Below are 17,348 nucleotides of genomic sequence, written 5' to 3' on the forward strand. Positions count from 1 at the left end.
CCGTCGTTGTCTGCAATCATAATAGCGCATCTACAGCCAGAAAGAAAAGAGTAATTATATTTTGATGCCAGATACTCATTTTGTTGTCGAGTGTCACCTCTTTTGGTAGTGATAGAATAACAATTGAGCATCATAAAAGGGTGATGGGTACGAAAAGACTTAACGCACTGCGTATACACAGTGCGTTAATGCAGTGCGTTATGTTGGCAAGTGGGTTGGTGGGGGGGTGAGGTATGTCTCTTGACAAACTCAAAATAGTATGGCACATTTGTTTGTATTAACCAAGGGTGTGTTAGGAGGAAGAAGAATATGGTTGCAAATATTGATTTTGCACTAGATTATCGTTCTGCTACTTTTAAGAATTCGATTGTTATTCATGCGGACTGCTTTGAATGGATGGGGCGCATCCAGAAAGATTCTGTTCATGCCATCGTAACTGATCCACCCTATGGTGTAAAAGAGTATGATTTTGATCAAATAGAAAAACGTGCGAATGGGAATGGCGGAATATGGCGTATACCTCCTTCCTTCGATGGAAGTAATCGCGCACCGCTTCCCAGATTTACCGCACTCAATCAGAAGGAACGTGCATCGCTCCAGCGTTTCTTTGTTGAGTGGGGAAAGCTCGCAATGCATGTTCTTTTGCCGGGAGGTCATATCTTTATTGCGACAAATGCCTTTTTATCGCAGATCGTATTTTCATCGCTGGTGAATAGTGGACTAGAGTTTCGAGGAGAGCTTATTCGTCTTATTCGTACTTTTCGTGGCGGAGATCGACCAAAAAATGCGGAGAATGTATTTCCTGAGGTATGCTCTCTTCCAAGGAGCGCCTATGAACCTTGGGGTATTTTTCGGAAACCCTTACCCAAAGGGATGAAAGTAAGTGATTGCCTTCATACATACGGAACAGGAGGATTACGGCGAATTAGTATGGATCAGCCCTTTACTGATGTCATTGTCAGTGAGCGAACCTCGCATACTGAACGATTAATAGCCGATCATCCTAGTATTAAACCCCAATCATTTTTGCGCCAAGTAGTGCATGCTGCTTTACCATTAGGCAAAGGGATTATTCTTGACCCATTTATGGGATCAGGCTCTACCATTGCAGCATCAGAATCTCAGGGATTACAGAGTATTGGAGTGGAACGGTATATGGATTATTTTAATATGGGGCTGCAAGCTATTCCGAAATTAACAAATTTGTCTGTAAAAACTGATATTCGACAACTGGATCTACAGGAATTTGCAGAAGATTAATCAGAATAAATCCAGTTCGCAGACATTTTTGAAAATCCAGATGGCATGACGCTTGCCGTAATTGTTCGACGGCTATTAGCAGATCTTCCTGAAAAACTCCAATCCTCCTTATGTAATTGCGCTCCTGAAACTGATATGAACTTAAATTTTTTAGGATCGGTATCTTTAGCTCGATTACTATCAAAGACGAAGACCATCAGCCATACATCTTCTGGGTTATGACCTTGCCAGCCTCGTGTGTATCGTGACGCTTTGATCTCAATCCCTTCAGTGCCATGAAGTATATCGTTATCTGTGTAATATCCCACCGGGACGAGATCAGGATGTCCATTATGATGGCGATTTTTAGTTAGTGTTGGACAATATTTCGGAATAGAAGCGGACATGAATTCGCCCACCATACTACTGAAATTTACTGACATCAGCATTGACTCAAGTCTGAGTATATTTTTCGTATAAAGCTGATTATTTACAAAACTCAAGAAATCAATAAATTCTTGCATTGTGGATTGTATATGTGCGATTTGAAGGTTGTATGGTAATACTGCGCTGAGGTTAAATCCGTTTGGGTTTAATGGTGTTGGCGTACATGCTTCCTGCTCTGTCATACTCGGCATATAATGACTCCTTACTCAACCTTACCTAACACCGCTGGCATGCCCTGATCTCCCAGCATGCCAGCGCTATGTACCACTTTTCTACTCCACCCGTGGATCATGCCCCGCCGGGGTGAGCGGCGCAGCTTGGCGCTGGGTGAAGAGTCGCCAGAGGAGCCACGCTAATAGCCCCAAGCCGGCCAACTTGGCCAGATCGAGCAGCATCCCCACGAGGCCAGCGATCATCCCGAAGAGTCCCCAGCCCTCATGGGCGCGTGGCATCGCGTGGGGGTTGCCGCGCCCCGGCATCATCTGAGCATCATCGTTCTGGTCGTGCTTCTCTTTGGTGTTCCCGCGACCTGGATGTTGATCGCTGCGCTCTATCACCATCTGGTTAGTGGTGTTCTCCACCATCTGGCGCACGCCCCGCCAAGAGATGAAATCGTTCAGGCTAATCAGTAATGCAAGGCAGGAGATTGCTATTGCCAGCCAGCCCTGCCAGTTCCAGTTGCGGTTCATAGGTAGTTCCTATCATTCATGTGGGGGGGCGTGATGCCCGCATGCTTGTACACCCATGGTATGGGCAAAATCTTTGCGCATTCGGTTACGTAGGGGCGAAGCATCGCCTGCGGATGTCCCACGGGGGTTGGAACCCATGGTGGGCGATGCTTCGCCCCTACATGTTCCTGCGCCGCACCCGAACCCCCACCGGAGGTTATATAACCACTCTACCCCTCGGATGTGAAAAGTTGATGAAGATCCGGGGTAGGTATGCCTTACACGGGCGGCCAGGGCACGTTTGGCCCCGGCCCTAATGGCGGGAAGCAACCCTGGGTGATCAGATCCTCCAGGCGCTGCTGGAGCGCCCGTACCTCATCGGGGGCGAGGAGGTGGCCCAGGCTGCGCGTTATCTGGGTGTCGCTGGTGAGGTGCTGTTGGAGTAGCCCAAATGACTCCAGCACCTCGGCGGGCAGCGGCTCACCGATGAAGTCCCAGAGCACGGTGCGCAACTTGGGTTCGTCATGAAAACAGATGCCGTGGTCAATTGCCCACAGGTGGCCATCCAAGCCCTTGAGGGCATGGCCACTCTTGCGGTCGGCGTTGTTGATCAGGGCGTCGAAGGCGCAAAGTTGGCGAATCACCGCCTCATAGCTACCCTCTTTGAGCATCGTGAAGAGATGCGCCTCTTCGTCATGTTCAATGAAGAGTTGCAGCATCCCCACCCCATACGGCCCCTCGCGCAGCACGGTGGGCGGCACGAATCCCAAACCGAGCGCCTCGCTCAGTAGGTAGGCCGCTACTTCACGCTGGTAGAGCGTGCCAGAGGGGAAGTCCCACAGCGGCCGCTCGCCCCGTTGCGGCTTGTAGATGCCGAGCACCTGCATTCCGGCATGTTCCACCACACACAGCAGCGTATAGTTACTGCTGTAGGGCATCGCGGCAACAACTTCCATCTCCCCGTGGGTGAGGATGGCGCAGGCATCGCGGGGGTCGAGGAGATGTTCGTCCATCCCAGAACTCCGTGTAACTTGGGGGAAATAGAAGTCTCATGTTGACGCCAAGGAGCAAAGGTTCTGACTGGAGTCTATCTTGAAGGCTTGGCGTCAAAACCTGGATGTGAGGAGACGTGTGAACAGGTACAACTCTGTGGCGCTAAGCTTAAGCTGGGCTAGGAACTGAAGATCGGCCCGTGACCGTTGCGTTGGGGGCAGAAGTGGCCACTTGGATCTATCGGGCGGCCACAGTTACCACAGATCGGGCGGCCCGCCGCTACCACCTGGGCCGCGTGGCTGCTCAGGGCGCGCATCTGCGGGCGCGAGGCGGCGATGCGGGCGCGTAGGGGTTCCTCGTCTTCTTCGGCAACGCTTTGGAGGAGCAGGATCACCATATCGCGTTCGGTGTCGTAGCCGAGGCCCATCTGCCCGATGCGGAATTCCGGCTCTAGCGGCTCCTCCAGGCTCATATCGGTGATCAGCATGTCATCGGCGGTGATCAGGCGCGGATTCTTCTCGGCCAAGTTGTCGAGTAACCGCGCTACCGCATCGGCCAACGCCCGTACCTGTTCCTTCTCGGCCAGCATGGTGATCAGGCGGCTCCCGCGCCGAATCTGCATGTAGAAGAATCGCTGCCCACGGGGGCCGACTGCTCCGGTAGTAAGCCGCTGTACCGCATCCAAATCAATATGGAAGTCTGACATAACTACTCTGATTTCTCCGACGTTGGGCCATCTTCAGCGGTGGCCTCGGTTCCGGTTGTTCCTGGCTCAACGGCATCCGGCACTGCGGGGCGTGGTCGTAGGTGGCCTAGTGAGCCGGTGTCGTTGAAGGCGAGGAGGCGCGGCCCCATCCGCCCAAACTGGAGGGCGGTAAGCGAGCACGGCTCGATCACTAACCGCTGGAAGAGATCAATATGGATTCCAATGTAGTAGGCAACCGCGAGTTTGATCAGATCGGCATGTGAGCAGATGCCGATGATCGTTTCAGGATGTTGACTGCGTAGACCATCAATCGCCTGCACCACCCGCATTTGCGCTTCGCCGAGGGTTTCGCCGTTGGGGAAGCGCGTTCCGCTGGGGTAGAACTGCACCCCTGGCCACAGTTCGTGACGGGCGAGTTCCTTCAGTTCGCCCCCTTGCCATTCACCATAGCGCACTTCGCCAAGTTGCTCAACCAACCGTAATGGCAGGCTGCGCGGATGCGCTAGGGCACTGGCGGTCTCAACACAGCGCTCCAACGGACTCGTGTAGATCGCGGCAATCGGTAGATCGCCCAGCCGCTCACTCAGTGCCAACGCCTGTTGCTGGCCCTCGGTATTCAGATGCACTCCGGGCGTCCACCCGGCTAGTCGCCCATGAACCCAGTCGTTTGTCCCATGCCGTATCAGCAGTACTTGGGTCACGGTTGGCTCCTTCGCTCCCGAACATCTCTATTTTGGCAATACCGCATACGTAACGCTGTGATCTGCTCTACTGCCTATTTTGTTATGGTTTGGCGGCAAAGCCGCCAAACCATAACAAAGATCAAGGTTCGGGGCTGCACCCCAAAGTTGGTACCCTTATGCTTCCATTCAGATCCATGATACCATATTTGTTGGGCGATTTTTGATATAATGGAGACCTATGCTCCACAGCCCTGATCACCACGATATCCATTTCTCCTTCCCCCACGGGCTGATTCGCCGCCTGCGTCGCTTACGCTTTGGCTCCAATTGGTTGTGGGCGGGTGGGCTGGCTGCGTTGTTCGCCGTTCTCACCATTCTGTATGGCGGATGGCGTGCGTTACTGGCGCTATTTGCAGCCGCAGGTGCGACGATCCTCTATGCGTTGCATATCGAGCCGACCTGTCCGCATTTGGAGCGCCGTGATCTCTTCTTCCCCAACTTGCCGCCGGGTTTAGAGGGTTTGCGGATTGGCCACCTGAGCGATCTCCATATTGGCCACCGTTTTGCCGCGCAGAATACGCGCTGGGCGGTGGCCCAGATGCTCCGCGAGCAGCCCGATCTGCTGGTGATCACCGGCGATCTGGTGAGTTATGCGCGTAATATCGTCGATCTGCCCGATCTGCTGCGCCCGCTTCACGCTCCCCTAGGCGTCTTTGCGGTGCCCGGCAACCATGATCGCTGGGAGGGGTTGGAGGAGATCGTCGCTGCCATCCAGCCCCTGGGGATCGAGTTTCTGATCAACCAGCAGCGCCGCCTTACGTGGCGCGGAACCGAACTGACCCTGGCGGGGGTTGATGATGCCTGGAATGGTCAGATGGATCTCGTGGCGGCGCTGGCGGATACCCCGCAGAATCAGTTCAGCATCCTGCTCTGCCACCTGCCCGATATGCTCGAAGCAGCATCGGCGCGGGGTGTCGATCTGCAACTCTCCGGGCATACCCACGGTGGCCACGTCCATCTTCCCTGGCTCGGCTCGCTGGTGCTGCCGCGCCACGGCTGGCGCTACCCCATCGGCCATGCCCGCTATGCCCACACCCAGATCTATGTCAGTCGCGGGCTGGGTGGCCTCCCCTTGCGTTTTGGGTGCCGCCCGGAGGCGACGATCCTGACCTTGCGGCGTCAGCCGTTCACCTCTTCGCGCACCACATAGATCGGCTTTTTCTGGGTCTCGTAATAGGTGCGCATGATCAATTCGCCCATGAGCCCGATCCCAATGAACTGCACGCCCAGGATGATCAGCAGGACACCCAGGAGCAGCAGTGGCCGCGAACCAATATCGGCATCATAGAGCAGCTTGATGAAGGTCAGATAGAAGCTGATCGCGAAGCCGATGAGGATGGAGAGCAAACCCCACAGCCCGAAGATCTGCATGGGGCGGGTGGAGTAGGAGAGTAGGAAGCGCACCGTGATCAGATCGAGCAGTACGCGGATGGTGCGGCTGATCCCATACTTGGACGTGCCATAGCGGCGCGCTTCGTGATGCACCGGCATTTCGGTCACGGCCACACCCTGCCACGAGGCGACAGCGGGGATGAAGCGGTGCAATTCACCGTAGAGGTTGATGTTCTTGACGACCTCGCTACGGTAGACCTTGAGCGAGCATCCGTAGTCGTGGAGGTAGACCCCCGTCACCCACGAGATGAGCCGGTTGGCGATCATCGAGGGCAGTTTGCGGTTGATGAAGGCATCTTGGCGGCGTGCCCGCCATCCACTGACCACATCAAAGCCCTCTTCGGCGCGCGCCATCAGTTGCGGGATGTCACGCGGGTCGTTTTGCAGATCAGCATCAATGGTGACAATGTACTCGCCCTGGGCGCGGTCGAAACCGGCGGCAAAGGCGGCGGTTTGGCCGAAGTTGCGCCGGAAGCGTACCACGCGCAGGCGCGGGTCGCTGCTGGCCAGATCGCGCAGCAGGGCGAAGCTCTGATCGCGTGACCCATCATCCACCGCGATGATCTCGTAGGGTTGGTTGTAGGCTGTCAGCACCTCGCTCAAACGGGTGTAGAGGTACGGAATGCTCTCTTCTTCGTTGTAGATCGGGACGACAATCGAGAGCAATAGATGCTCGGTGGTGTGGGCGATATTTGTTGTAGCAACAGGCATGAATGTTCCTGTATAGGTCTGATTGACTTGGGCTATTGTACGCAAAAGGTGGATGGTTGTCATATTGCGTGCTCATACACCGCCAGCGTCTGTTCGGCTGTGCGTTGCCAACTAAACTGGGCGGCCCGCGCTAACCCGCGTCTGCGCAGATCCTCGCGCAAGGCGGACTGATCGAGCAGATCGGTTAGCCCCCGCGTCATCGCGCCCACATCCCACGGGTTGACGAGCAGTGCCGCATTGCCGACGACTTCGGGCATGCTGCTGGTATTGCTACACAGTACGGGTGTCCCGCAGGCCAGCGCCTCTAGCGGTGGCAACCCGAAGCCTTCATAGGTAGAGACAAAGGCGAAGCATGTGGCGGCGCTGTAGAGTGCGGGCAGATCAGCGTCGGCGACGTTGGGTACACGCAGTATACGGGTGGCTTGCGCGGCCAGTAGCCGATCCAGTTCGGGGTGGTGGGGATCGTGATGACCGGCGAGGACGAGGGTGGATGCAGGATGATCCACGGCAGCCCAGGCACGCACGAGTCGCTCTAGGTTCTTGTGCGGTTTGTTGGAACCCAGGTAGAGCACATATTGATCGGGCAGGTTGTAGCGTCTGCGCACCTCCGCACACACCTCTGCTGGTTGTGGGCAGAAGCGTGATCCGGCGGCCAAGGGTGTCACCGCGATGCGCTCAGGGGCGATGCGGTAGTGTTGGTGCAGATCGTATCGGGTGGCCTCAGAGATGCTGATCAGCATGGTCGAGTGCTGCACTGCTAAGCCCAATAGCACCCGGTAGAGCAGCCGCCCGCGCCAGGTGAGTTGGTGTGGGAAGTGTCGCCCCAGCAGATCATAGATGGTGGTGACACTGGGGCATATTTGGCCCAGGTAGGGGCGGACGAAGTAGGGGGCGTGGAAGAGATCGAGGCCCAACTGACGGATGCGCAGGGGCAGTTCGATCTGTTGGCGAGGCGAAAAGGGGCTGGAACGGAGCGCTACGAACGTCACCCCCGGCAAGGTTGTAAGGTGGTAGCGCATTGCCGGGGGCAGTGGATTGTAGAAGATCGCCAACTGGTGGCCGTGATCGAGGTGGCCCAAAGTGTGGATCAGGCTGGTGATATAGCGCCCAATCCCAGGAAAATGATCCCCGATACAGCGGGCATCAATACCGATACGCATCGTAGCGGCTACTGATCAGGATTCTCGGCCTGCTGCACGATCTCGCTGGCGCGGGAAAACTCCGCACCATGGTCGGGGCTACTTAAAGAGTTATCTAGCTCGGCAATTGCCCGCAGCGCACTTTCACTGACCGCCGCGCCCCAGGTGGTGACGCCGGTATCATTCTCGGCCACGTCACGCAGCGCCATCACCGCATCGGGAACATGCAGATCGATAATCGCCCGACACGCCTCATAGCGCACATCTGGTTCGGGGTGGCGCATGGCCGTGACGAGCGGGTGGTAGGCGCGTGGATCGCCGATCTTGCCGAGGGCCCGCGCCGCCCGCGCCGCCACATGGGCATCTCGGTCAGTCAGGCCGACGAGTAACTGGGTGAGCGCCCGTGCCTCCCCGACGACTCCGAGTACCCGGATGGCTTCGATACGCATGGCGATGTCATCACCTTCGACCATATGCAGCAGCGAGGGCAGTGCTGGTGCGCCAATAACACCCAGTACCCAGGCGGCACGCTTGCGCAGTTCCTGTTCGGGCGAAGCAAGCAGATCGATCAGCGGATCTACTGCCAGTTCACCCAGTACTCCTAGTCCAAAGGCGGCCTGAATACGCCGGAACTCATCATCCGCACAGAGATCGTTGATCAGTCCGCTGATTGCCTCTGGTACTTGGTTCATATCATGCTCACTTGCTTAACATACGCGAGGTAGGGGTAAAGCATCGCCTACCATATTGATCTGGGGAACACGAATTCGTTTGGTGGGCGATGCTTCGCCTTTACTTATTTCGTTATCGTATCAGTATGACTGATCCTGAGCGGCTGTGCAAGTACTTCGCGTACCCCGCGCAGGCGGGCCTGCAACAATGCCTGGGCACGTGCGATGTCGAGGGTGCAGTTACGTGGGCGGCGAACGGGCAGATCGGCACTCCGGCCAGATGGGATCTGATCGGGGTTAGCGCCTAGTGCCTGGGCCAACAGACACCCCAGTTCATAACGGCTCACCCGGTCGGCTCCGGCGATATTGAGTACCCCGGCATGTTCCGTATTGAGCAACTCGATTAGTGCGCTGGCTAGGTCATCCACGAAGATCGGGCAGCGATACTCATCACTAAAGAGGCGGTCGCTACTCTGACCCGCCGCGATCTCAAGTGTGAAGCGGGTCTGGCGATCAAGTGGCTGAAAACCATAGATGAGCGAGGTTCGCACGATGGTCGCCGCCGGATAGGCGCCACGCACCAGGGTTTCCGCCAGCGCCTTGGCTTCGCCATAGGCACTGATCGGGTTGGGCGGATCGTCTTCGGTGTAGGGGCCAGGCTGTTCGCCATCAAAAATGACATCACTCGACATGTGGATGAGGCGTGCGCTCAATGTGGCGGCCACCTCTGCGACAATGCCACTGCCATAGCCGGTGATTGCCAGTAGATCGGGTTCATACTGCACAAAGGCGGTATGGATGATCGCCGTAGGTTGAAAGGCATCCAGGATCGCCCGCACCGCATCGGGGTCGCGCAGATCCATCCGTGCCCACGCCACCTGCGGGAAGGCACTCGGTGGCTGGTGTAGGTAACTCGCACCCACATGGGCACCACGTGGCACAAGCAGGCGCAGCAGCGCCGTGCCCAAATAACCCGTCCCGCCGGTTATGAAGATCCGCTCAGCCATAACATCCCCAAGTAGGGGCGAAGCATCGCCCTTCAACAGATTTCGTGTTGTCCATGCCACATGCTGGGTAATGCTTCGCCCCTACATGACATATCCATCAACGCTATTTGCTCACCGTTTCGGCAGGGGATTCGAGGCGATTCAGCGCCTCACGCGCAGCGGCCTGAGCGGCAGCCTGCTTACTCGTCCCAACCCCAACCCCATAGCGCACCTCATCAATCACCACCTCCATGGTGAATTCACGCTGGTGATCGGGGCCAGAGACATCCACCATGCGGTAAGTTGGGGTACGATTGAAGCGGGCCTGGGCCTGTTCTTGCAGCCGGGTACGGTAATCCATCTCATCGCTACCACTTAGCACGATCAGGATCTGGTGTTCAAAGAAGGGCGTAATGAAAACCCGCACCGCATCAAGCCCCTGATCAAGATAGATCGCACCGAGCAGGGCTTCAAAGACATCGGCGAGCAGCGCCGGGCGATTGCGTGCGGTGGGGGTATCCTCCCCCCGGCTAATCTTAATATGCCGCCCCAGATCGAGGTTGCGTGCAAACCCGGCCAGCGTATTGGTCTTGACCAGTGCTGCCCGCAGGTAGGTCAACTCACCCTCGGTACGGTCGGGGAAGTTGGCATACAGCCATGCGGCGCTCAGGAAATTGAGCACCGCATCGCCGAGAAACTCCAGCCGCTCATTCGATTCCTTGGGGCGATTGCGCTCTGGGTGTTCGTGAATGAACGAACGATGCACAAAGGCGCGGGTAAAGAGTTCTTCGTCGTTAAAGCGGATACCAAGTTGTTGCTGTAGTTCGTCCAAGGTTGCACATTGCCGTATAGTGTAGGGGCGAAGCATCGCCCTCATAGAGCCAGAGAATGATGGTTTGCTTGGTAGCGATGCTTCGCCCTTACGGAATCTGACGGAAAATCAGCGAGACATTATGCCCACCAAAGCCAAATGAGTTGCTCATTGCGGCGCGGATCGTGGCCGGGCGGGGCGTATTGGGCACGTAATCGAGATCGCAGGCGGGGTCGGGTTGCTGGAGGTTGATGGTGGCGGGCAACAGGCCATGCTGCATCGCCAAAATACAGACCAACGACTCCATCGCGCCTGCGGCACCGAGCAGGTGACCAAACTGCGACTTGCTCGAACTGACGGGCGGAGCCTGCTCGCGCCCGCCAAAGACCGTGCGAACCGCAGCGGACTCAACCGGGTCGCCAGCGGAGGTGGAGGTTGCGTGGGCGTTAATATAGTCAATCTCGTCGGGCTGCATAGTGGCGTGGCGCATGGCGAGGCGCAGCGCACGGGCAACGCCACCCTCATCCACGCTGGTGATATGCACCGCATCGGAGGAGGAGCCATAGCCCACCATCTCGGCGAGGATCGTCGCACCCCGGCTGACGGCATACTCATAGTCTTCGAGGATCAGGATCGCGCCACCCTCACCCATCACAAAGCCATCGCGGCTCACATCGAAGGGCCGCGAGGCGGTTGCGGGGGAGTCGTTGCGGGTGGAGAGCGCCTTCATAGAGTTGAAGCCGGCGATCCCAATCGGGGTGATCGAGGCTTCGGCACCGCCCACGATCATCGCCTTGGCCCACCCGCGCCGGATCGTCTCAGCCGCCTCACCAATCGCGTGGGCGGAACTGGCACATGCCGAGGTGGTGCAGAGGCTGGGGCCGCGTGCCCCACTGAGGATCGAGACATGCCCAGCGGCGAGGTTAGTGATCATGGCCGGGATGAGGAACGGGCTGACCCGCCCTGGCCCACGGGCACGCAGAATATCCAACTGCTCGCTCAGGGTGGCGATGCCACCGATGCCACTCGCCAAAAAGACACCGATCTCATCGCGGTTACTCGCATCAATCACCAAGCCTGACGAGCGCAACGCCTCTTGGGCAGCCGCAACCGCAAAATGGACAAAGCGGTCGGTGCGGCGAGCCTCCTTGCGATCCATATAGTTCGTCGGATCGAAGTTGCGCACCTCACCCGCAAACTGGGTATCGAAGCCAGCGCTGTCAAAGAGCGTGATCGGCCCAATGCCGTTACGAGCCTCGACGATGCCCTGCCAAAGCGTTGGCACATCGTGCCCTAGCGGGCTGATCGCGCCCATCCCCGTAACAACTACGCGCCGCTCCATACCCTCTGCCTCCTACTAAGATCTGGCGGTTGAATCGTCGGGCATTATACCATGAGGCGTTGTTGCGCCTTCATCCTTCGCATCCTGTTCCGGTATCTCCTGCCCAGCCTGAAAGATCTGCGCCCAGACGGCAGCCGCTCGCAGATGATCGGCCATGGAGGCACGCGGGCGCGTTGTTTGGGCCTGGGTCACACAACAGATGCGGCGCATGGTCGGTTTGGGGGGGGCAGGATCGTGGTTGGGGGTATCCATTATGGCCTCGCTTTCATTGTGGGGTATCTGGGGTGCATGATACCACGGGCCCGTAGTAGAGACGCAAGATATTGCGTCTCTACGGGCCACCCGTGCGCCGTGCGCCGTGCGCCGTGCGCCGTGCGCCGTGCGCCGTGCGCCGTGCGCCGTGCGCCGTGCGCCGTGCCGTGCCGTGCCGTGCCGTGTCGTGCGCCGCGATGTGCGCCGCGATGTGCGACGCGACACCCGCCCCAAACGGTATATCCCATGCACGATCCTACCACCATGGAGGTACCGCATGACCTTCTCGTCGCTCATGGATGCCCTGCTCGGCTTCCTCTTCCCTGATCGCTGTGTGGGTTGTAGGCGTAGCGGGGCGCTCTTCTGCCCCACCTGCCGCGCCGCGCTGCGCCCCTACCCGCTTGATGATCCCCCGCCGGGCTTGGATGCGATGCTCGTTCCTTGGCTCTACGAAGGGGCGTTGCGTCAGGCCATCCACCGCATGAAGTACCGCTCCCAACGCCGCATGGCCGCCCCGCTGGGTGATCTGCTCGCCGCGCAACTGCGCCACCACCCCCAGCCCGCCGATGCGATCATCCCCGTGCCGCTCCACACCACCCGGCTGGCTGAACGCGGCTTCAACCAGAGCACTGAACTTGCCGCTCGGATTGCCCGCGCCACCGGCATCCCGCTCGTCTCCGGCCTGGAGCGCTGCCGCGATACTGGACACCAAGCCCAATTGGGCCGCCGTGAACGCCAGCAGAATATCGCCGCCGCCTTTGTCTGGACCGTCTATGCCCCGCCACCTGCCCGTGTCCTGCTCGTGGATGATGTGCTTACCACCGGCGCAACCCTGGTTGCCTGCGCCGATGCGCTGCGCGCCGTGGGAACCCAGGAGGTGCGGGCGGTCGCACTGGCACGTTCACTAGCCCCGGCACAGAAGATGATACAATGATCATATCTACCAACAGGTACTGTTGAAGTATCCCCACATAATGAGGAGGGACAATGGTGTTCGAATCAAAAGAAGCAATCCAGGCTGCACAGGCCAATTGGGAACAGCAGTGCCTTTGGCCCACCCTGGAACGCGCACCGGAGCGCGATGTGCGCTTTATGACCACGAGTAGTGACCCGATTGAGCGCCTCTATACGCCGCTCGATATTGCTGAGACCTCGTATACCCGCGATATTGCCCATCCCGGTGAGTACCCCTACACCCGTGGTGTCCACCCCACCGGCTATCGCGGCAAGGTCTGGACGATGCGCATGTTTGCCGGCTTCGGTACGGCAGAGGAGACCAACGAGCGCTTTAAGTATCTGCTCTCCCAGGGTCAGACCGGTCTCTCCATTGCGTTCGATATGCCCACGCTCTATGGCCGCGATACCGATCATCCGTTGGTCGAGGGTGAGTTCGGCAAGTGTGGCGTGGCGATCTCGTCGCTGGCCGATATGGAGATTCTGCTCGATGGCCTGCCGCTGGATCAGATCTCGACCTCGATGACGATCAATTCGCCCGCTGCGATCATCTGGGCGATGTATCTGGCGGTGGCCGAGAAGCGCGGTGTGCCGTGGAGTAAGCTGCGTGGAACGCTTCAGAACGATATTCTCAAAGAGTATATCGCCCAGAATGAGTACATCTTCCCACCTGAACCCAGCATGCGCTTGGTGGTAGATACGATTGAATTTGGTAGCCAGCACGTCCCGCAGTGGAACCCGGTCAGTGTGAGTGGCTACCACATCCGCGAGGCGGGGGCGACGGCGGCGCAGGAGTTGGCCTTCACCCTCGCCGATGGCGCGGCCTATGTGGAGGCTTCGATTGCACGTGGCTTGAATGTGGATGATTTTGCGCCGCGCATCTCCTTCTTCTTCAATGCCCACAATGACTTCTTCGAGGAGATCGCCAAGTATCGCGCTGCACGCCGCATCTGGGCCAAGCTGATGCGCGAGACCTTTGGGGCCAAGAAGGATCGCTCTTGCTGGTTGCGCTTCCACACCCAGACGGCGGGCTGTTCGCTGACCGCCCAGCAGCCAGAGGTGAATATCGTGCGCACCGCTATCCAGGCGCTCGCGGCTGTGATGGGTGGTACGCAAAGCCTGCACACCAACAGTATGGATGAGGCGCTGGCCTTGCCGAGTGAGAAGGCGGTGACGATTGCGCTGCGTACTCAGCAGGTGATCGCGGGTGAGAGTGGGGTCACGAATACGGTTGACCCACTGGGTGGGAGCTACTTTGTCGAGGCGCAGACCAACCGCATGGAGCGCGAGGCCAACGCCTACTTCGCGGCCATCCGCAACTATGGCGGGGTCATTCCGGCCATCCGCGAGGGCTTCTTCCAGCGCGAGATCGCCGACGCGGCCTACCGCTACCAGCAGGAGATTGACGGTAAGGAGCGCGAGTTCATCGGTGTGAACGCCTATAACGTCAACACTCCGATTGAGATCCCCATCTTGGCCATGGACCCCGAAGGCGAGCGCAAGCATCTGGCTCGCCTCAACCGGGTGCGTGCCGAGCGCGACAACGCGCTGGCGCAGCAGCGTATGGCTGAACTGCGCGTTGCCGCCGAGGGCAATGAGAACACCATGCCCGCCATCCTCAACTGTGTGCGCGCCTACTGTACGGTGGGCGAGATCTGCGATGTCTTCCGCGAGGTCTTTGGGATCTATCAGGAGACGATGGTGGTGTAGCGAAGGGGTAGGGGTTCTATCTCGAATGCCACGCTGAGCGCACGAGCCGAAGCCCTGAGCGTAGCGAAGGGGAAGCGTCCCGGACGGGATTCCTCGCTACGCTCGGAATGACAAACCATTTTTTCAACTCCTCGCCTTTAGCCCCGCCCGATCACCCGCTGCACCAGCGCCCGCTCTTCGGCCCCGATCCCGCCCAGCAGCCAGAGCACCACGGCGTAGCTGGGTGGGGCGATCAGGATGGCGGTGAGGCTGCCCCAGGGCGCACCGAAGGGCAGGCGCAGACCAAGCATACATCCGCCCATCACCAGCGCGGCCAGCAGCGGACGCCAGGAGAGGTGCAGCAAGCGCGGGGCGACGCTCTCACCAATGAGCAGCGGGCGGAAGACGAGGTAGAGCACCGCTTCGGAGATGATGGTGATCACGGCGGCGGCGTAGAGTCCCCAGGTGGGTTGACCGAAGAAGAGTGTGGCCACGGGTATCGCCACCAGGTTCATGCTCAGGTTGGCCACTGCCCCGATCACAAAGGCGCGGGTGATCGCGGTTTGGCGGTTGAGCGCGATCAGGACGTACTGCAACAGGCCATTAACGAACGAGAGCGGCAGGAACCAGGCCAGAATCGCCAGCACATGCACCGAGGGTTGGTAGGCGTCGAAGTTGCGGCGTGCGAAGATCCAGACCAGATCGCTGGCGAGAACGGCCATACCCATCGCCAGCGGAAAGGCGATGATCAGCAGCAAGCCCAAGGTACGCCGCTGCGCATCGGCCATGGCGCTGCGTTCGCCCGCCGCACGCCGCGCCAGCAGTGGGAAGACCGCGAAGGTGACGGCGGGCGGCAGCACCAGCGCGATGTTGAGCAACTGGTAGGGTAGTGCATATTGTTGCACCAGCGTATCGGCGTTGCTGCCCCCAAAGCCCCGGATGATGAAGAGGTCGAAGCGGAAGAAGATCGCGCTCAGCAGGTTGTTGAGCATAAGCGGGAAGGCGCTCGGCACCAGCGCCATGATCGGCTGACGGGCCAAGCTGAGGCTGGGCGCGAAGAAGTCCTTCTGTTGCAAGAAGAAGAAGACCACTGCGGTGAGGCTGCTCACCGCCACCGCCGACCATGCCAACCCCAAGACACCCCAGCCGAGCAGCAGGACGCTGATCCGCGCCAGGAAACTGATCGCCGCCGTGACCACCTCGATCATGGCGGGCACCTCCATGCGTTCGGCGGCGTTGTAGAGCGCCGTCACCGCCCCGGAGTAGGCGCTGGGCACCAGGGTCAGAATAAGCACCCAGATCGCCTGCTGGCCACTCGGCGTGATCGGATCACCTAGACCGACGTGCGCAAGCAGCGCATAGGCCCCGATCACCACGAGCGAGATCGGGACCGCCCCGATCATCACCAGCAGCAGACGGAGGCTCAGTGTCGCCCCAAAGAGACGCGGGGCGGCTTGGGGGTCGCGGGCCACCTCGCGGGTGAGCAGGATTCCCAGGCCAAATTCACTAAACGTGCCCAGGTATTGCGCCACCAGTAGCGCGGCGAGGCTGTAGGTACCCACTTCGGCTGGCGCTAACGAACCGACCAACACAAACAGCACCACGGTATCCAGGCCACGCACGAGCAGGCGCAGCCCAAAGGTGATCGCGCTATTCTTGAAGATGCGGCGGGCGGCATTGCTGGGATCATCGCGGTAGAAACGCCGCCAGAGCAGTGCGCCGAGGCCAGTGGCAATCAGCACGGCGATCAGGATGACAATGACAAATGGAAGTTGCATAGGGCTAGGGTGTCGTCTCGATCCAGGCCCGCCGTCCATCACTGATCAGTTCGACGGTGCCATCATTCTTCTCGTGGTAGAGCGCCGGACTATAGCGGCGGCGCTCAGTATAACTGAGGAGTACCGGTTCATCATCTGCGTAGCGGCTACTGAAGAGGATCGCCTGGGGGCGGAGGTGGGCGATCAGCGGCGTAGCCAACTCGCGCTGCCATGGGTAGATCAGCAGCGTTACCGGGGGCACCACCTGCGCGGCTGCGCTATCGCCAGTGGGGCCGCCGCTATGCACGAGCAGTTGCGTGGCTCCGTAGCGGATCAGCAGCACTGCACCACCCGCTTCACCGGGATTGAGTGCCAACACCTGCAAGGCGACCCCAGCCCCCAGATTGAGCCGTGTACCAGCCTGGAGCGCCCGTGCCGGCACGCGCAGATCGCGCACCAAGCGCCGCCACTCGCCACCCCGCCCCGAATCGGATAGATCGGTGGGGGCCAGCACCAGATCGGGGCGGTAGCGGGCCAGCGCCGCCACCTGACCGGGGAGATCGCTGGACTCAGGGTCGGTGAGGATCAACGCGGCCAGCCCGCGCTGCCAGAAGGGTAACAGACGCCCCAGTTCAGTCGCCAGCAACGTCGGGTCACTCCCTCCATCAATCAGCACCCAACGCCCACTGGGAGTCTGGATGAGCAACGCCTCACCGGGAGTATTGAGGGCATAGAGGTGCAAGCGACCATCGGGGCGTTGCGCCCAAGCCAGCGCGAGCAGAGTCGTGAAGAGCGCAGCGCCCCAGGTGAGCCAACGGCAGTAGGGTGGGTGTTCCACAAATGGCCTC

The 17,348-nt window shown here is 59.1% G+C and carries 18 protein-coding genes; 4 read left to right on the forward strand and 14 right to left on the reverse strand.

The annotated features are described in order from the left end of the window. Nucleotides 1-309: 309 nt before the first annotated feature. Entirely contained in the window at nucleotides 310-1,260 is a 951-nt protein-coding gene (locus tag EKD03_RS00940) for a DNA-methyltransferase (RefSeq protein ID WP_129626352.1), read from the forward strand. On the opposite strand, the gene EKD03_RS00945 is transcribed toward EKD03_RS00940, so the two are convergent. From EKD03_RS00945 to EKD03_RS00965, 5 genes are all read right to left on the reverse strand, one after another. Next, complete coding sequence (locus tag EKD03_RS00945) at nucleotides 1,257-1,877, reverse strand: hypothetical protein (RefSeq protein ID WP_202976748.1); 621 nt, start codon at nucleotides 1,875-1,877, stop codon at nucleotides 1,257-1,259. The genes EKD03_RS00940 and EKD03_RS00945 overlap by 4 nt on opposite strands. Nucleotides 1,878-1,958: 81 nt before the next feature. Next, nucleotides 1,959-2,375, reverse strand: coding sequence for a hypothetical protein (locus EKD03_RS00950; protein WP_129626354.1), 417 nt, complete (start codon nucleotides 2,373-2,375; stop codon nucleotides 1,959-1,961). Nucleotides 2,376-2,632: 257 nt separating this feature from the next. Then, nucleotides 2,633-3,367 carry an SCO1664 family protein gene (locus EKD03_RS00955; protein WP_129626356.1) on the reverse strand — a complete coding sequence of 245 codons (735 nt, stop codon included), beginning with the start codon at nucleotides 3,365-3,367 and terminating at the stop codon, nucleotides 2,633-2,635. A gap of 158 nt (nucleotides 3,368-3,525) precedes the next feature. Then, complete coding sequence (locus tag EKD03_RS00960; protein WP_129626358.1) at nucleotides 3,526-4,053, reverse strand: DUF3090 family protein; 528 nt, start codon at nucleotides 4,051-4,053, stop codon at nucleotides 3,526-3,528. Between the two features lie 2 nt (nucleotides 4,054-4,055). Beyond that, nucleotides 4,056-4,754: an MSMEG_4193 family putative phosphomutase gene (locus EKD03_RS00965; RefSeq protein ID WP_238613265.1), complete on the reverse strand. Its 699-nt coding sequence runs from the start codon at nucleotides 4,752-4,754 to the stop codon at nucleotides 4,056-4,058. Between the two features lie 220 nt (nucleotides 4,755-4,974). Here EKD03_RS00965 and EKD03_RS00970 point away from each other — a divergent pair, with 220 nt between their 5' ends. Continuing rightward, on the forward strand, nucleotides 4,975-5,946 hold the full coding sequence (locus tag EKD03_RS00970; protein ID WP_129626360.1) for a metallophosphoesterase: 972 nt from the start codon (nucleotides 4,975-4,977) through the stop codon (nucleotides 5,944-5,946). On the opposite strand, the gene EKD03_RS00975 is transcribed toward EKD03_RS00970, so the two are convergent. The 7 genes from EKD03_RS00975 to EKD03_RS18325 form a co-directional block, all read right to left on the reverse strand. Then, nucleotides 5,916-6,899 (reverse strand): glycosyltransferase family 2 protein, encoded by a 984-nt coding sequence (locus EKD03_RS00975; RefSeq protein WP_129626362.1) that lies wholly within the window; start codon nucleotides 6,897-6,899, stop codon nucleotides 5,916-5,918. The genes EKD03_RS00970 and EKD03_RS00975 overlap by 31 nt on opposite strands. Before the next feature lie 59 nt (nucleotides 6,900-6,958). Continuing rightward, the gene (locus EKD03_RS00980) at nucleotides 6,959-8,059 is read right to left on the reverse strand and encodes a glycosyltransferase family 4 protein (RefSeq protein ID WP_129626364.1); all 1,101 of its coding nucleotides are present in this window, start codon (nucleotides 8,057-8,059) and stop codon (nucleotides 6,959-6,961) included. 8 nt (nucleotides 8,060-8,067) lie between these two features. Next, nucleotides 8,068-8,730: a HEAT repeat domain-containing protein gene (locus EKD03_RS00985; RefSeq protein ID WP_129626366.1), complete on the reverse strand. Its 663-nt coding sequence runs from the start codon at nucleotides 8,728-8,730 to the stop codon at nucleotides 8,068-8,070. 104 nt (nucleotides 8,731-8,834) lie between these two features. Continuing rightward, entirely contained in the window at nucleotides 8,835-9,716 is an 882-nt protein-coding gene (locus EKD03_RS00990; RefSeq protein ID WP_129626368.1) for an SDR family oxidoreductase, read from the reverse strand. A 103-nt stretch (nucleotides 9,717-9,819) separates the two neighbouring features. Beyond that, a complete protein-coding gene (gene rnc / locus EKD03_RS00995; protein ID WP_129626370.1) occupies nucleotides 9,820-10,527 on the reverse strand; it encodes a ribonuclease III in 708 nt (235 codons plus the stop codon). A gap of 88 nt (nucleotides 10,528-10,615) precedes the next feature. After that, on the reverse strand, nucleotides 10,616-11,848 hold the full coding sequence (gene fabF, locus EKD03_RS01000) for a beta-ketoacyl-ACP synthase II (protein ID WP_129626372.1): 1,233 nt from the start codon (nucleotides 11,846-11,848) through the stop codon (nucleotides 10,616-10,618). A 15-nt stretch (nucleotides 11,849-11,863) separates the two neighbouring features. Further along, nucleotides 11,864-12,100, reverse strand: coding sequence for a hypothetical protein (locus EKD03_RS18325; protein WP_161569144.1), 237 nt, complete (start codon nucleotides 12,098-12,100; stop codon nucleotides 11,864-11,866). 277 nt (nucleotides 12,101-12,377) lie between these two features. Here EKD03_RS18325 and EKD03_RS01010 point away from each other — a divergent pair, with 277 nt between their 5' ends. Continuing rightward, a complete protein-coding gene (locus tag EKD03_RS01010) occupies nucleotides 12,378-13,034 on the forward strand; it encodes a ComF family protein (protein WP_238613277.1) in 657 nt (218 codons plus the stop codon). Nucleotides 13,035-13,087: 53 nt separating this feature from the next. Further along, nucleotides 13,088-14,764, forward strand: coding sequence for a methylmalonyl-CoA mutase family protein (locus tag EKD03_RS01015; protein WP_129626374.1), 1,677 nt, complete (start codon nucleotides 13,088-13,090; stop codon nucleotides 14,762-14,764). A 137-nt stretch (nucleotides 14,765-14,901) separates the two neighbouring features. Here the strand turns inward: EKD03_RS01015 and EKD03_RS01020 are convergent, their stop codons facing one another. Both EKD03_RS01020 and EKD03_RS01025 read right to left on the reverse strand, forming a co-directional pair. After that, nucleotides 14,902-16,521: an oligosaccharide flippase family protein gene (locus EKD03_RS01020; RefSeq protein WP_129626376.1), complete on the reverse strand. Its 1,620-nt coding sequence runs from the start codon at nucleotides 16,519-16,521 to the stop codon at nucleotides 14,902-14,904. Nucleotides 16,522-16,525: 4 nt separating this feature from the next. Beyond that, on the reverse strand, nucleotides 16,526-17,338 hold the full coding sequence (locus EKD03_RS01025) for a ComEC/Rec2 family competence protein (RefSeq protein WP_238613280.1): 813 nt from the start codon (nucleotides 17,336-17,338) through the stop codon (nucleotides 16,526-16,528). Between the last annotated feature and the right edge of the window lie 10 nt (nucleotides 17,339-17,348).

The organism is Candidatus Oscillochloris fontis (assembly GCF_004138135.1).
Lineage (GTDB): Bacteria > Chloroflexota > Chloroflexia > Chloroflexales > Chloroflexaceae > Oscillochloris > Oscillochloris fontis.

What these genes read in the sequence shown, in the direction of transcription:
- EKD03_RS00940 (WP_129626352.1), top strand. Translation starts at nt 310, where the DNA reads ATGGTTGCAAATATTGATTTTGCACTAGATTATCGTTCTGCTACTTTT.
- EKD03_RS00945 (WP_202976748.1), bottom strand. Translation starts at nt 1,877, where the DNA reads ATGCCGAGTATGACAGAGCAGGAAGCATGTACGCCAACACCATTAAAC.
- EKD03_RS00950 (WP_129626354.1), bottom strand. Translation starts at nt 2,375, where the DNA reads ATGAACCGCAACTGGAACTGGCAGGGCTGGCTGGCAATAGCAATCTCC.
- EKD03_RS00955 (WP_129626356.1), bottom strand. Translation starts at nt 3,367, where the DNA reads ATGGACGAACATCTCCTCGACCCCCGCGATGCCTGCGCCATCCTCACC.
- EKD03_RS00960 (WP_129626358.1), bottom strand. Translation starts at nt 4,053, where the DNA reads ATGTCAGACTTCCATATTGATTTGGATGCGGTACAGCGGCTTACTACC.
- EKD03_RS00970 (WP_129626360.1), top strand. Translation starts at nt 4,975, where the DNA reads ATGCTCCACAGCCCTGATCACCACGATATCCATTTCTCCTTCCCCCAC.
- EKD03_RS00975 (WP_129626362.1), bottom strand. Translation starts at nt 6,899, where the DNA reads ATGCCTGTTGCTACAACAAATATCGCCCACACCACCGAGCATCTATTG.
- EKD03_RS00980 (WP_129626364.1), bottom strand. Translation starts at nt 8,059, where the DNA reads ATGCGTATCGGTATTGATGCCCGCTGTATCGGGGATCATTTTCCTGGG.
- EKD03_RS00985 (WP_129626366.1), bottom strand. Translation starts at nt 8,730, where the DNA reads ATGAACCAAGTACCAGAGGCAATCAGCGGACTGATCAACGATCTCTGT.
- EKD03_RS00990 (WP_129626368.1), bottom strand. Translation starts at nt 9,716, where the DNA reads ATGGCTGAGCGGATCTTCATAACCGGCGGGACGGGTTATTTGGGCACG.
- fabF (WP_129626372.1), bottom strand. Translation starts at nt 11,848, where the DNA reads ATGGAGCGGCGCGTAGTTGTTACGGGGATGGGCGCGATCAGCCCGCTA.
- EKD03_RS18325 (WP_161569144.1), bottom strand. Translation starts at nt 12,100, where the DNA reads ATGGATACCCCCAACCACGATCCTGCCCCCCCCAAACCGACCATGCGC.
- EKD03_RS01010 (WP_238613277.1), top strand. Translation starts at nt 12,378, where the DNA reads ATGACCTTCTCGTCGCTCATGGATGCCCTGCTCGGCTTCCTCTTCCCT.
- EKD03_RS01015 (WP_129626374.1), top strand. Translation starts at nt 13,088, where the DNA reads ATGGTGTTCGAATCAAAAGAAGCAATCCAGGCTGCACAGGCCAATTGG.
- EKD03_RS01020 (WP_129626376.1), bottom strand. Translation starts at nt 16,521, where the DNA reads ATGCAACTTCCATTTGTCATTGTCATCCTGATCGCCGTGCTGATTGCC.